Raw genomic sequence first — 13,766 nt, 5'->3', positions numbered from 1 at the left:
GCGCGGGGCGGGGAGCCCCCTCCGCCGGTGCGCGGTCGGTCGCCGGCCGGACGCGGCCGGGCGGGGGCTGTCGGCGCGCCGTGGCCGACAGCCCCCGCCCCGGCGGTTCACGGGCGGCGCGCGTGCGCGAAGCCGCGGCGGTGCCAGAGCAGGCCGCCCGAGCGTGCGGGCTCACCGCCGACGCCGGTCACCCGCCCCACCAGGATCGTGTGGTCGCCTCCTTCCAGGACGTCGTGGCGGGCGCAGGTGAGCGTGAGGGACGCGTCCCGCAGGACGGGGGCCCGCAGGGAGTCCGCCGCCAGCGGCAGATCGTCGAAGCGCCGTTCGGCCGGGCGCAGGAACCGGTCGACGAGATGCTCCTCGCCCGGGCCCAGCAGGTGCACGGCGAAGTCCTCGGCGCGCGTCAGGGCGTCGTGCGTGCGGGAGGCGCGGTCCAGGCAGACCAGGAACAGCGGCGGGCTGAGCGAGAGGGAGCTGACGGCGCTGGCCGTCAGGCCACGCGGCCTGCCCCGGTCGTCGTAGCAGGTGACGATCGTGACGGGAGCGGCGAGTGCGGACATCGCGGCGCGGAAGGCCGGGGCGAGGTCCTCGTCCGCACCGGTCACCGGCTGGGACGTCAGCAGCGCCGGGCTCACCGCGCCACCTCCAGTGCCCGCACGGCTCCCTGGAGCCAGCGGCCCTCGGGGCGTCCGGAGAAGCCCGTGCGCAGGTCCCAGGAGACGTGTCCGGCCTTCACGGTCGCGGTGAATCGACCGGTGAACATCCAGCCCTCGTAGGCGGACCACCCGCACAGCGCCTGCACGTCGTGCGCCGAGAACTGCCAGCGTGCGTCCGGGTCGAGCAGCGTCAGGTCGGCGTCCGCCCCGGGTTCGAGCCGGCCCTTGCCGGGCAGGTCGAAGAGGCGGGCGGGCCCCGATCCCATGAGCCGGGCCAGATGGGCGGCCGCCTCGTCCGGACCGACCTCCCGGGTCCGCAGCCCCGTCCAGACCGCGGTGGCCAGTTCCTGCACACCGGGCAGACCGGGCGGCGCGTCGGCCGGCGGACGGTTCTTCTCCTCCACGGTGTGCGGGGCGTGGTCGCTGCCGAGCGTGGCGGCCTCGCCGTGCAGCACCGCCTGCCACAGGCGTTTCTGGTCCCGGCACTCGCGGATGGCGGGGGACAGCCGGGTCCGCGGGCCGCGCCGCGCGGTGTCGTCGTGGGTGAACGACAGGTGATGGCCGGTCACCTCGAAGGTGAGGGGCAGCCCCTCCGCCGCCGCGGCCGACAGCAGGTCGGCCTCCTCCGCGGACGACACGTGCAGGACGTGCGCCCTCGTGCCGAACTCGCGTACCAGGTGCACCACCCGGGCGACGGCGACGATGCCCCCCGAGCGCGGCCGGTGCGGCTCGTAGGCGCCGTAGGAGTCCGGGGCGCTCGAACTCGCGTCGAGCAGGTCGAAGACGTGCTGGTCCTCCGCGTGCAGGACGAGGCGGATGCCGCCCCGGGCCGCCGCGGCGAAGGCCCGCCGCAACTGCTCGCCGTCCCGGAAGACGACCGGCGCCGTGTGGTGGCCCGCCATGAACACCTTCGCCGAGGTCGCCGTCCGCGGGTCGATGTCGGCCAGCAGTTCGGGGTGGTCGGGGTCGGCACCCAGGTGGAAGCGGTAGTCGGCCCACGACGTGCCCCGGATCACCGCGTCCTTGGCGATCAGACCGGCCTCGTCCAGGGACGGCGGGCGGGTGTTGGGCATGTCGATCACGGTCGTCACACCCCCGGCGAGCGCCGCCCTGCTGCCGTGCTCCCAGTCCTCCTTGTACTCCAGGCCCGGCGTGCGGAAGTGCACGTGGGAGTCGATCAGACCCGGCAGCACGTACCGGCCGCGGGCGTCCAGGCGGCGGCCCGCGGGCAGCGGGGCGCCCGGGGCGAGGAGGGCCGCGACACGGCCGTCCCGGACGACGACCGTGCCGTCGCGGACACCGTCGGGGGTGACGAGCCGGCCGCCCTCGACGACCAGGTCGGCGGGCAGATCCTCGGATGCGGGCTTCAACGGTTCCACGTCAGACTCACCAGTTCCTTGCAGAGGTCGTTGGTCGGTCCCATCAGGGCGACGGCGCGCGCGTCGCGGCCGTAGCGGTTGATCTCGTTCGAGGCGACATAGCCGGCCGAACCCAGCAGCCGTTCCACCGCGTTGACGACGCGCTCGGCGGCCGACGACGCGAAGAGCTTGGAGTGCAGGGTCGCGATCCCGGGGTCCGGGGCCGTCCGGCGGCCGGTGCGCTCCACGACCGCCCGCGCCGCCTCGACCTCGCCCGCGATGTCCACCAGGCGGTGGCGCACGGCCTGCTGGGCCGTCAGACCGCGTCGCTCGGCGTGCTCGTGGGCCAGGTCGAGCGCCGCCTGCGCCAGGCCGACGGACACCGCGCCGAGCGTGGCGCCGCTGTCCCGGACACCGGCGATGATCGACGCCGCCGCGCCCACCGGACCCAGCCGCGCGGTGTCCGGCACGTGGCAGTCGTGGACGGAGACGAAGCCGGTCGCCGAACCGCGCATACCGGTCAGCCGCATCGAGGTGTCCGGTTCCAGCCCCGGCGTGTCCGCCGGTATCAGGAAGAACGTCTGGCCCGCCGAGCCGTAGCCGGTGTCGGGCGCGGCGTCCGGGAGCGGCTCCTCGGTCTGGGCCAGCACCAGGTAGATGTCCGCCAGGCCCGCGCTGGTGGTGAAGGACTTGGCGCCGTCGAGGACCCAGCCGCCGTCGGGCGTGCGGCGGGCGGTGGTGGACAGGTGCTTCTTGTTCGCGCCGGCGCCCGTCTCGCTCCAGGCGGAGGCGGCCAGCCACTCGCCGCGGGCGAGCCGGGGCAGCAGCCGGCGGCGCAGGGCGGGGCTGCCGTGTTCGAGGATGCGTGTGCTGACCGCGTAGTGCTGGAAGAGCATGATCGACGCGGACGCGTTGACCCGCGCCACCTGCTCGACGGCCGTGTTCAGGCCGAGCGCGTCGGCCCCCGTGCCGCCGTACTCGTACGGGAGGGCCAGGCCGAGCAGGCCGGACTCGCGCAGCAGGGCCAGGGCCCGGCGGTCCGGTTCACCGCTCACGTCGGCGTCCCGCGCGCAGGCGGCGAGCCGCTCGCGGACCGCCGCGGTCGGCCCGGTGGCCGGCCGGGGGAGCGGTACGTCGGCGAGGTCCGGCGCTTCGGGAACGATCAGGCTGTCTGCGGAAGCCATGACAACTCCTGGGAGGTGGGGGCGGGCAGGAAGTGGCCGCGGTAGTCGACCTGCTTCTCCGCGACGGAGATCCAGGCGAGCCGGCGGTCGTGCGGGCCGCCGGTCGTGCGGGCCGAGGCGCGGACGGTGGCGCCCGGTGTGCGTAGCGCGAGCAGTCCGTCGTCCGGCTGCCCGGCCGCACCGGACAGCAGGTGCGGGAGGGTGCCCGGCACGGCGGCGCCCGCCGCGAGGCAGGTCGCGCCGGTGAGCGCCACGGTGGGGTGCCAGGACGGGACGGAGATGGCGCGCACCGCGAGGGCGCCGGGACCGTCCGGCAGCAGCGCGGCCACCTTCGGGAAGGCCCCGGTGTCGTCCCAGCCCTGTGCGGCGCAGACGGCGCGGCGCAGCCGGGACATCCGGTCGAACAGCGCCGGGTCGTCGGCGAAGAGGGCCGCGACCGTGTGCACGCCCAGCTCGGCGGCGTTCACGAACAGGTACGGATTGCCCATCGAGACCAGGGACACCGGCACGGTGCGGCCCTCGAAGCGGATGCCGGTGACCGGCTCGCCCGTGATGAGGAGTTCGCCGACCGGACGCGGCGGCGAGCAGAGGAAGTGCGCCGTGAAGCGGGTACCGCCCTCGGACGTCTCCTCCGCCTCGCACACCACGTTGTCCCCGTTGTTGAGCACGTTGACCCGGACCCGGCAGCCGGCCACCAGGGGCTGGATCATTCCGGTGCGCGCCGCCGCCTCGACGGCGGCCAGGATGGAGTGCCCGCAGGAGCCCCGCAGGTCGAAGCTGTCGAGGCGGTCGGGCATCGACTGGACGAAGCGGTAGTCCAGGTCGAACAGGGGGTGCCGGGACGGCTGGACAAGCGCGTTCTTCAGGACGTCGGCGGCGCCCCGGTCGGCCAGAACCGACCGCAACTCGGTGAGGCGCGCCAGCAGTTCGGGCTCCGAGGCGGGCAGCATCCGGGCGTCCAGCACGGCGGTGGGGCACGGGGTGCCGTGCGCTCGGGCGAGGCTGACGGTCATGCCGCCGCCTCCTGGAGGACGCGCGCCGGCGCGGGCAGCGCGACCGGGGCGCCGGCCGTCGACCGGGCCGAGGCGAAGAACTCCTGCCGCCACAGCTGGTGGGACATCAGCGACCACAGCGCCAGCGAGACGCCGTCGCTGGGCCGGGTGGCCTGTTCGTCGAACAGGGCGTCGACCCGCTCGGGGCGGATGCGCCCGTCGGCGCGCAGCGTGCGCGCGGACAGCACGTCCCGGGCGAGGGTCCACAGCCGCTGGCCGGGGGCGAGCATCGCCGTCACGGGCAGGGTGAAGGGCTGCTTGGGGCGCTCCAGCACGCTGCGCGGGATCAGCCCCCGGGCGGACCGGTACAGGGCCCGCTTCACGCCCTGGCCGGGCACCAGCCGCTGCGCGTCGGTCAGGGTGGCGGCGAAGCGGACGACGGAGGGCTGGCAGAACGGCAGCCGCACCTCCACCGAGCTGGCCATCGACAGGTGGTCGACGCGGCGCAGGTGGTACGCGGGCAGCCGGTAGCGCTGCTCCACCGCGGCGATGCGCTGCATCCGGGTGCCGGGGCTGGAGTGCAGGGTCCGCCGGATGGCGGTGGGCAGCGAGGAGCCGACCGCGTTCACCTCGAAGGCGTACGCGTCGGTGTACAGGCTCTCGCGCAGCGACCGGGGGACGGCGGCGAGGTGGTCGAGGTAGTCGTCGATCCAGTTCGTGCCGTGGTGGGCGGCGACCGCCTGGGTCATGCGGGCGTATCCGCCGAAGAGCTCGTCGGCGGCGTCACCGGTGAGGGCGACCTTGAAGCCGGCGTCGCGGACCGCGCGGAACAGGGAGAACGTGGACAGGGTGATCGGATCGGCGTTGGGCTGGCCGAGGTGGCGCACCACGTCGGTCATCAGCTCCGGGAAGGTGGCGGGATCGATCTCGACCTGGTGGTGCCGGGTGCCGGCGGCGCGGGCCACCTCGGCGGCGTAGGCGCGTTCGTCGCCGGGCCAGGTGCCGGTGTAGGCGATGTTGAAGGTGTGCAGGCTTCCGCTGCCCCCGCTGTCGCGCAGCGCCCGGGCGGCGAGCGCCGTGACGAGGCTGGAGTCGAGCCCGCCCGAGGTGACGGCCGCGACGGGGGCGTCGGCCACCAGCAGACGTGACACCTCGTCGGAGAGCAGGGTCCGCAGCTGCTCGCCCGCCTCGTCCAGGGTGCGGCCCTGGTCGGGGCGCAGGCCGCGCTCGTGGGCCATCGGCCGCTGCCTGATCCGCAGTCCGTCGCGGTGGCGCAGGACGGCCGTGGAGGCCGGGGGCATGACCTGCACCCCGCGGAACATGGTGCGGTCGCCGAACGGCGTCTTCGACGTCAGGTAGGCGTCGAGCCCGGCCTCGTCCTCCTCGGCCCGCACCCCGGCGAAGCCGAGGAGCGCGGGCAGTTCGGAGGCGAAGTGGAAGCGGCCGGTGGTCTGTTCCCAGTGGTAGTAGAGCGGCTTCATGCCCGAGTCGTCGGTGGCCAGGACCATCCGCGGGGTGCTCCGCAGGTCCATGATCGCGACGGAGTACATGCCGTCCAGGTGCTCGGCGAACCGGTCCCCGTAGGTCAGGTAGAGCGCGGGCAGGATGGAGCCGTCGCACTGGTCGTCGAAGTGGAAGCCCAGCCCGCTCAGGCGCTCCCGCAGGTCGCGGTGGTTGTAGATCTCACCGTTGAACACGACGGTGACCCGGCCGAGGTGGTAGGGCTGCGCGCCCCCCTCGGGGTCCATGATGGACAGCCGGTTGTTGCCGAGCGCCCAGTCGGAGCGGGACGCGACGCCCTGGGCGTCGGGGCCGCCGTGGTGCATCAGGTCGGCGACCCGGCGCAGTTCGGCCTCGTCGGAGTGGACGTTGAAGGTTCCGTATATGCGGCACACGCTGCTTTCACCTGACCTGGGAGGAGTAGCCGGCGGCGGAGTAGAGCGCCGGGTCGTAGGGGCTGGGACCGCCGCAGGTGACGAAGCGGCGGGCGGTGGGACCGGTGTGCGGGTTGCGGGCGCCGTGCAGCACCCCGGGCGCCGCGTACAGCACGTCGCCGGCGGCGACGTCGATCCAGCGGTCGCGCAGGTACATCTGGCCGACGCCCTCGAAGGCGATGAACGCCTCGTCGCTGTCGGGGTGGAGATGGACGTTGAAGGTCTCGCCGGGCTGCTGGATGCCGCAGTGCAGGCAGAGCCGGCTGCTGCCGTTGCCGGGCCAGAAGACGAAGTTCATGGTCGCCCGGCGCTCGGCGGCCTCGATCTGGCCCGTGCCGCCGAAGCCGCGCAGCTGGGTGGTGTCGTCCCAGAGGGAGGAGTGCAGGACGGGTGCGCCGCCGGCGGGGGCGCCGGCGAGCGGGGTGCGCCACACGTACGCGGTCATCCCGGCGCCGTCGGCGCGGAGGGTGAGCGTCCGCCCCGTCGGGGCGTAGGCGGCCGAACCCCGTTCGACCGGGCGGGAGTCGTCGCCCACGGCGGCGGTGCCGGTCCCGGAGAAGACCACGACGGTGTTCTCCTCGGCCGCGCTGTGTTCGGGGCGGTAGGACTCCCCGGCGGCGACGCGGACGACGTGGAGGGTGACGTGGGTGGCGCCCGCGGCCGGGCTGACCGGGGTCGCCACGGTGGTGCGGGCGCCGGGATCGGCTCCGGCGACGGGGAGGAACGCGAACTCGGCCGCGGTGATGATGCGGGCGTCGCCGAGGGCGGTGGAGGCGGGGGCTTCGGTGGATGGGGGCATGCCGGTGGCTGCTTCCTGTGTTCGAAGGCCGGCGCGGTGGCGCGGGCCTGCCGGTGCTGTGGGGGAGCGCGGGCGGCGGGCGACGGTGCCCCGACGGGCGCCGCCGGCGGGTACCGGCCGTGCGGTCCGCTCGACGGGGACCGCGGCCTGCCGGTGGCCCGGGGTGGCGCCGCCGTGCTCGCCGGCGGGGACCGCCCGCTCGGTGGATCGGAGGATCGGAGGAGAGGGGACGGCGGCCGGTGGGACCGCCGGGGGTCTTTCGTCCTTCTCCTTGTGGAAGGTTCGCGCGCGGGGTTCCCGGTCGTGTCCCGCGTCGCTCCCGGCCCCGGGGGCGCGCGCGGGAAGGGCGGGACCGGGACGCCCACGCCGGCCGAGCCGACGCGGAGCGGATGCGCACCCGCTCCGGCCGACGGTGAACAGCAGCTGCCGGCAGGGGCGTTCACTGCGGGACTGCGGGACTGCAGGGGTGCAGGGGTGCGGGGCTGCCGAGGTGTCGGACAGCTGGACCGCCGGACGGGCTGCCGGCCTGTCGGAAAGCCGGGCTGCCTGGCTGCTGGGGTGCGGGCTGCCGAGGCGTCGGACTGCCGGACCGCCGGACCGCCGAGGTGCCGGAGTGCGGGGCTATGGGGCTGCCGACATGGCGACGTGCCGGGGTGTCGGACTGCTGGACCGACAGGCTGCCGGGGTGTCGGGGTGCCGCGCGGCACGGCCGGGTCCAGGGCGTGCGCCCGGGCGCCGGGACCACGCACGAAACGCCGCACGGCGCGCCCCGGTCGGGGACGCGCCGTGCGGCGTCTGGGTGGTGCGGTCCGGTGGTGCGGCCGGTCAGCAGGCCTCCTGGGCGACGGCCGACTGGTTCCGGTCGCCGGCGGCCGGAGCGGCGGGAGCCGGCGCGGGAGCCGCCGCGGCGGCGCGGCGCGAGGGCAGCGGCAGCCGCCCCTCCGCGAGGGCGAGCGCCGCGATCACCACGACACCCCCGACCGGCACGTTCCAGGTCACGGACTCGCCGAGGGCCGATGCCCCGACGATCACGGAGAACACCGGGACCAGGTAGTTGACACCGGAGGCCGTGGTGGGGCCGGCGTCCGCGATGAGCCGGTTCATCAGCACGAAGGCGATACCGGTGGAGGCTCCGCCGAGGACCAGGAGGGAGAGCAGCGGTCCGGCCGTCAGCTCGCCCGGCAGGTCCCAGCCGATGGTGAACGTGGTGATCAGACCGGTGATCACCATGGCGGAGGTGAGCTGCGCCGCGGTCACGGCGAGCGCCGGGATCTTGTGCGGGGCGATGAAGCGGCGCAGGTAGACGAAGCTGACGGCGTAGCTGACCGCCGCCCCCACGCAGGCCAGCTGGCCGCCGATGGAGCCGAGGCCGTGGGTCCGCCAGGGGCCGACGACCACGACCAGACCGACGAAGCCGACCAGGAGCCCGGTCACCTTGCGGGCCGTGGGCTTCTCCGCGCGGATGGCGAGGGCCGCGAGGCCGAGGGTGACCAGCGGCGTGGCGCCCTGGACGACGCCGGCGACGGTGGCGGTCGTGTGCTGCTCGCCGACGGCGAACAGCGTGAACGGCACGACGTTGCCGAACACCGAGGCGACGACGATGTGCCCCCAGACCTTCCGGTCGGGGAAGGCGCCCTTGGTGACGGCGAGGATGACGGACACCACGAGGGCTCCGACGAGCAGCCGCCCGAAGGCGAGCTGGAGGGGTGCGAAGGCGTCCAGGGACACCTTGATGAAGGCGAAGCTGCACCCCCAGAGGGCGGCGAGCAGGCCGAAGCGGGCCCAGTTGACGGGACTCATGCGATGACTCCTGGAGATAGTCGAACGGGTCGGGGGTCGGGGGTCGGGGACGAGCGGAAGGGAAGGGGACGGGGGAGGGGCGGCCGGGTCGAGACGGCTCGACCGGGGGCGACGGGGCGGGCCGTCGGCGTGTTCGGCCCGCCGGGCGCCGGAAGGGGAGGACTCCGTCGCCTCCGCGGCCCGGCTGGCCGGTCGCCTCGGCGGGACGGCTGCGCCCCGCGGAACTGCCGGGCGGTCAGGGGGCGTCGACCTCGAACTGGTCGTACTTCTCCATGAGCGCCACCATCTCGGCCCGCGTCGGGACGTTCCCGTCGGCCAGGAGTTCCGCCAGGCCGGTGAAGTAGCCCTCGCGGTTCTCCGCGGGCGTGAAGATGATCAGCATCTCGGCCGGGGCGTCGCTGTCGTTGCGGAAGCCGTGGACGGCGTTCTCGGGCACGTGCAGCAGATCGCCCGCGTGGGCCTTCTGCCAGCCGGTGCCGTCGTGGACGGTGACCTCGCCGGCGAGGACGTAGAACGTCTCGGAGATCCGCGTGTGGTAGTGGGGCGCCGCGCCGGCCGCACCGGGGAGCATGTGATGGTGGAAGATGCCGAGGCGCCCGTCGGTGGTCTCGGCGAGCGCGATGTACCGGGTGGTCGTCGTCTCCCCGATCCGGACCCGGACGGCGTCGCCGAACCTCTTCAGCGTCGAGACCAGCAGCGTCACGACACCTCCTCCCACATGCTCAGGTAGCGCTCGCCGGTGTCCGGCAGGACCGTGACGACGGTCCGCTCGCGGTACTCGGGGCGGGCGGCCACCAGCCGTGCCGCGTGCACCGCCGCCCCCGACGAGACGCCGACGAACAGGCCCTGTCCGGCGGCGAGTTCACGCGCGGTGCGCAGTGCCTCGGAGTCACCGACCGCGATCACCTCGTCGATCAGCGACACGTCGGTGGTCGGGGCCACGAAGCCGCCGTTGAGGCCGGGGATGCGGTGCCGTCCCGGCTGTCCGCCCGATAGCAGCGGCGACCCCTGCGGTTCGACCGCCACGACCCGCACGTCCGCGTCGTGCTCGCGCAGGTGGCGGGCGATGCCGGTGAGCGTGCCGCCGGTGCCGACCGCGCAGACGAGCGTGTCGACGCGGCGCCCGGTCGCGGTGAGGGCGGCGGTGATCTCCGGTCCGGTGGTGGCGTAGTGCGCCGCGACGTTGTCCGCGTTCTCGTGCTGGCAGGGGAACCAGGAGCCCGGGGTGAGCGCGTGGATCTCCTCGGCCTTCTCGATGGCTCCGGGGTAGCCGCGCTCGGCCGGCGTCGGCACCACCTCGGCGCCGAGCGCCGCGAGCAGGCGGACCCGCTCGGTCGTGGCGTTGTCCGGCAGCACGATGACGCAGCGGTACCCGCGCGCGGCGGCGAGGGCCGCCAGCGAGATGCCGGTGTTGCCGGAGGTGGCCTCGACGATGGTGCCGCCCGGTGCGAGGTCGCCGCGGGCCTCGGCCGCCTTGAGCATGTGCAGCGCAGCCCGGTCCTTGCTGCTGGACATCGGGTTGGCCGCCTCCAGTTTGGCGAGTATCTCGGCGCCCGCCGCCAGTCCGTCGAACCGGAGCCGGATCAGGGGGGTGGCGCCGACCAGGTCGTCGATGCCGTCGGCGACGGCGGGGCGTTCCAGGGCGGGTCGGGAGGTGTGCGGTGCAAGGGTGCGCATGATGTGATACCTCGTCAGTTGTGGCGCGCGTGCCGTGAGATCGGCCGGCGGGGCGGAAGGGGTGCCGGTGGTCCGCGGGGGGCGGCGGATCCGGTGCGGGACCGGGCTACCAGGAGCCGGCCGAGGCGATGGACGCGATGACGTCCTCGGCCGGACGGGACGGCCTGCCCTGCCGCGCGGTGGCGGCCAGCATCCGCGTCCCCTCCGGTACGTCCTTGTTCACCAGCGCCTGCGCGCCGATGACCGCGTCGTCGCCGACCGTTACCGGGCCCAAAACCGTGGCGTTGGTGCCGAGGACGACGTTGCGGCCGACCACCGGGTGCCGGCGGTCGCCCTCCGGCCGGTTGTTGTCGCTCCACCAGCCGACCGCGCCGAGCGTCACCTGGTGGTAGATCGTCACGTCGTCGCCGACCGTGCACGTCTCCCCGATGACCACGGCCGCTCCGTGGTCGATGAACACGCGGCGCCCCAGCACCGCCCCCGGATGGATCTCCACCGCCGTCAGCCGCCGCGCCCAGCGGGCGAGCAGCCGGGCCGCCATCCGGTGCCCCCGGACGTGCAGCCGGTGGGCCACCCGGTGGGTCCACAGGGCGGTCAGCGCGGGATGCAGCGCGGCCTCGACGCGACCGCGGACGGACGGGTCGCGCTCCACGACCACCCGCAGGTCCTCGCGCATCAGGCGCAGCAGGCGGTGGCCGGTGAGGTCGGGAGCGGTGGCGGTCGGCACGGTGCGGCCGGTGTCCGTTCCGGCCCGCCGGAAGGGCAGTACGGAGGCGGGCTCCTGGGGGGTGGCGGTCACGGGGTGCTCCAGTCGGGGGGAAGGGGGCGGCCGCGGACGGGTCCGGGACGGTGGCTGGGAGGCGCGATCCGCTCCCGGCGGGAGGAACCCGACGGCCGCCGTGCAGGTCGAGGTCCCGGACAGAGCCTGCCGCGTCCCGTTCCCGATCCCTTCCCGCGCGGTTCCCCGGCCGGCGGCCGAGGACCGGCGCGATCCGGCCGCGGCCGGGAACGCACGGGGAGGGAACCGGGAACGGCCACCGGGACACTCCCGTCGAGCGCCGCTCCGCGCCGGCACGCGCGGAGCACGACAGGGACGTCCGGTCCGGCGCCTTCACGCCCGAGAAAGCAACCTCCCATGTACGAACCATCAGTTGTCCGGGGCACGTGGGACATCGGCGGGCCCCGCGCCCGCCGCGTCCCGCCCGCCGTCGACGAGACGAGGAGCCAGCCATGAGCGCGACGGCCGACCGCCGCCGAGAGCCCGACCCCCCGGACCGTTCGCCGCAGCGGCTGCTGCTGGTCCGCCCCGCACCCCGCCTGGTGCACGCGGCCGTGGCGGCCGGCTTCGCGGTCCGGGTGCTTACGGACACGCCACCCCCGGAGGGCGCCCTGCCTCCCGGCGTGGCCGTGCGCCACGTCGACCTCGCGGACGGCGCCGCCGTCGCCGCGGCGGTCGAGGAGGCGGTCCGCCTGCACGGGACCGAGCGGCTGCTCGCCTGCGCGGGCACGGCCGAGCTCCCCGCGGTCGCCGGCACCGCGGCCCGTCTCGGCGTGACCCCCAACCCGGCCGACGCGGCCCGGCTGCTGGGCGAACCCGCGGCCATGCGGGCCCTGCTCAACGGCAGCCGCCACTCCTACGTCCCCGCAGCCCGCGCCCGTACGGCGGAGGAACTGCCGGCCGCCGTGGAGGAGATCGGAGCCCAGGTCACCGTCCGCACCCTGCCCGCCTGCTCCCGGATCGCCGGGCCCGCCGGCGGCGAGGGCGAGCGCTCCTACCTGGTGGAGCAGTACCTGGAGGGACCGGAGTACGGCGTCGTGACCCTCACCGTCGACGGGATGCACCGGGTGGTGGGTGTCGTGGCCCTGCACGGCGCCTGGCATCCGAGCAGCCACCTCTTCCCCGCCCCGCTGGGGGAACGCGACGAGGCCGCGGCCCGCGCGGTCGTGACCGAGCTCCTCGACCTCGCCGGCTACGAGTTCGGCTACGCCTACACCGTGGTCGTCCTGACGGCCGACGGGCCCCGTGTGGTGCGCTCCCGGGCCACCTGGCCGGACGAACCGGTGGCCTCGCTGATCGAGCTGGCGACGGGCTTCGACGCCGACGAGGAACTCGTGCAGGCCCTGGCGGGCAAGCCGGTGACCCTGCCGGCCGCCGACCGGTACGCGGCCGTCGCCTCCTACCGGCTGCCGGCGGGGCGGCTGCTGTCGGTGTCCGGGCTGGAGGCGGTCTCCGAGCTGCCCGGCGTCCACCGCGTGCACTTCCCGTACTCCTCCGGCGACGACATCCCCGGCCACGGCCCGGGTGCGGACGGACAGGTGATGCTGAGCGCGGAGTCGACGCAGGAGGCGGCCGAGACGGTCACCGCCGTGGGACGCCTGCTGCGCGCGGAGGTGAGCCGGCACCCCGGCCACCGCTGAGACGGGCCGCCGGCACCGCCCCGGCGACCGGTGTCCGACGACCGCCCGCACGGCCCGGAGAGGGCCGTGCGGGCGGTCGTCCGCGCTGTCCGGAGGAGGGCGCGGGGGACGGTGTTCCGACCCCCGCCGACGCGGTTCCCGGGTGCTTCCCCGTGCCGCCCGCGGGGCCGGTAACGGAGGCGGAACGGGCCGGGAGCGCCGGCCGCGACCTTTCTTTCCGTCAGCACCGCACCGCGACGACAGAAGGCGGACACCATGATCAGCAAGGGCTTCGGCACCTCGGCGGGCTACTTCGCCTACGCGGCGATCACTCTGGCCCTCGGCGCCGGGATCGCCGCCGGACCCACCGCCGGCGGCTCGTTCTCGGACGAGGGCCCGAACGCCGTGCCCGGCCTGTCGGCGCCCTGGGCCACCGCCTCCCCTCACACGTCCCCGACACCCGCCTCGGACGAGGGTCCGAACGTCGTGACGGCCGGCGCCACGGGTGACGAGGGTCCGAACGTGGTCGCGGTGGGTGCGACGGGTGATGAGGGTCCGAATGTCGTCGCGGTGGGTGCGACGGGTGATGAGGGTCCGAATGTCGTCGCGGTGGGTGCGACGGGCGACGAGGGTCCGAATGTCGTCGCGGTGGGTGCGACGGGCGACGAGGGCCCGAACGTCGTAGCCGCGGGTGCGACGGGTGATGAGGGTCCGAACGTGGTCGCGGCGGGTGCCACGGGTGATGAGGGTCCGAACGTGGTCGCGGCGGGTGCCACGGGTGATGAGGGTCCGAACCTGGCCCGTCCCGGTACCGACGGCGACGAGGGCCCCAACGTCGTCGCCGTGTGAGCGGACCGTACGCCGGGCCGGCCCCCTCCCGCCGGAGCGGACCCGCGTCCCTCGCCGTGGGGGGGGGGGGGGGGGGCGGCCGGGCGGCCGGGGGCGGCCGGGGGCGGCGGCCCGGCCGGG

At 75.2% G+C, this 13,766-nt stretch carries 12 protein-coding genes; 2 read left to right on the top strand and 10 right to left on the bottom strand.

Annotation, left to right across the window (positions count from 1 at the left end; genetic code table 11):
• Positions 1-107 precede the first annotated feature (107 nt).
• The 10 genes from ACGFS9_RS12110 to epsC all read right to left on the bottom strand — a co-directional run bounded on the left by ACGFS9_RS12110 (position 108) and on the right by epsC (position 11,088).
• Entirely contained in the window at positions 108-635 is a 528-nt protein-coding gene (locus tag ACGFS9_RS12110) for a flavin reductase family protein (RefSeq protein ID WP_393252516.1), read from the bottom strand.
• Entirely contained in the window at positions 632-2,035 is a 1,404-nt protein-coding gene (locus ACGFS9_RS12105) for a dihydroorotase family protein (protein ID WP_393252515.1), read from the bottom strand. Before ACGFS9_RS12105 ends, ACGFS9_RS12110 begins: the two co-directional genes overlap by 4 nt.
• A complete protein-coding gene (locus ACGFS9_RS12100; protein WP_393252514.1) occupies positions 2,023-3,198 on the bottom strand; it encodes an acyl-CoA dehydrogenase family protein in 1,176 nt (391 codons plus the stop codon). Before ACGFS9_RS12100 ends, ACGFS9_RS12105 begins: the two co-directional genes overlap by 13 nt.
• Positions 3,177-4,211 (bottom strand): PrpF domain-containing protein, encoded by a 1,035-nt coding sequence (locus ACGFS9_RS12095; RefSeq protein ID WP_393252512.1) that lies wholly within the window; start codon positions 4,209-4,211, stop codon positions 3,177-3,179. The genes ACGFS9_RS12100 and ACGFS9_RS12095 overlap by 22 nt, the downstream gene beginning before the upstream one ends.
• The gene (gene asnB, locus ACGFS9_RS12090) at positions 4,208-6,085 is read right to left on the bottom strand and encodes an asparagine synthase (glutamine-hydrolyzing) (RefSeq protein ID WP_393252510.1); all 1,878 of its coding nucleotides are present in this window, start codon (positions 6,083-6,085) and stop codon (positions 4,208-4,210) included. The genes ACGFS9_RS12095 and asnB overlap by 4 nt, the downstream gene beginning before the upstream one ends.
• 7 nt (positions 6,086-6,092) lie before the next feature.
• Complete coding sequence (locus ACGFS9_RS12085) at positions 6,093-6,923, bottom strand: cupin domain-containing protein (protein WP_393252508.1); 831 nt, start codon at positions 6,921-6,923, stop codon at positions 6,093-6,095.
• An 825-nt stretch (positions 6,924-7,748) separates the two neighbouring features.
• Positions 7,749-8,723 carry a DMT family transporter gene (locus tag ACGFS9_RS12080; RefSeq protein WP_393252507.1) on the bottom strand — a complete coding sequence of 325 codons (975 nt, stop codon included), beginning with the start codon at positions 8,721-8,723 and terminating at the stop codon, positions 7,749-7,751.
• A gap of 235 nt (positions 8,724-8,958) precedes the next feature.
• Positions 8,959-9,426 (bottom strand): cupin domain-containing protein, encoded by a 468-nt coding sequence (locus ACGFS9_RS12075; protein ID WP_393252505.1) that lies wholly within the window; start codon positions 9,424-9,426, stop codon positions 8,959-8,961.
• Entirely contained in the window at positions 9,423-10,400 is a 978-nt protein-coding gene (locus ACGFS9_RS12070; RefSeq protein ID WP_393252503.1) for a PLP-dependent cysteine synthase family protein, read from the bottom strand. Before ACGFS9_RS12070 ends, ACGFS9_RS12075 begins: the two co-directional genes overlap by 4 nt.
• 106 nt (positions 10,401-10,506) lie before the next feature.
• Positions 10,507-11,088, bottom strand: a complete 582-nt coding sequence (epsC, locus tag ACGFS9_RS12065) for a serine O-acetyltransferase EpsC (protein WP_393252631.1) — start codon at positions 11,086-11,088, stop codon at positions 10,507-10,509.
• 542 nt (positions 11,089-11,630) lie between these two features.
• On the opposite strand from epsC, the gene ACGFS9_RS12060 reads away from it, so the two are divergent.
• Positions 11,631-12,818, top strand: coding sequence for a hypothetical protein (locus tag ACGFS9_RS12060; protein WP_393252501.1), 1,188 nt, complete (start codon positions 11,631-11,633; stop codon positions 12,816-12,818).
• A gap of 255 nt (positions 12,819-13,073) precedes the next feature.
• Complete coding sequence (locus tag ACGFS9_RS12055; protein WP_393252499.1) at positions 13,074-13,646, top strand: hypothetical protein; 573 nt, start codon at positions 13,074-13,076, stop codon at positions 13,644-13,646.
• Positions 13,647-13,766: the final 120 nt, after the last annotated feature.

This window comes from Streptomyces sp. NPDC048566 (assembly GCF_043199735.1).
Taxonomy (GTDB): domain Bacteria; phylum Actinomycetota; class Actinomycetes; order Streptomycetales; family Streptomycetaceae; genus Streptomyces.
The sequence above is the reverse complement of the archived record's forward strand: the minus strand, read 5'-3'. Positions and strand labels throughout refer to the sequence as shown.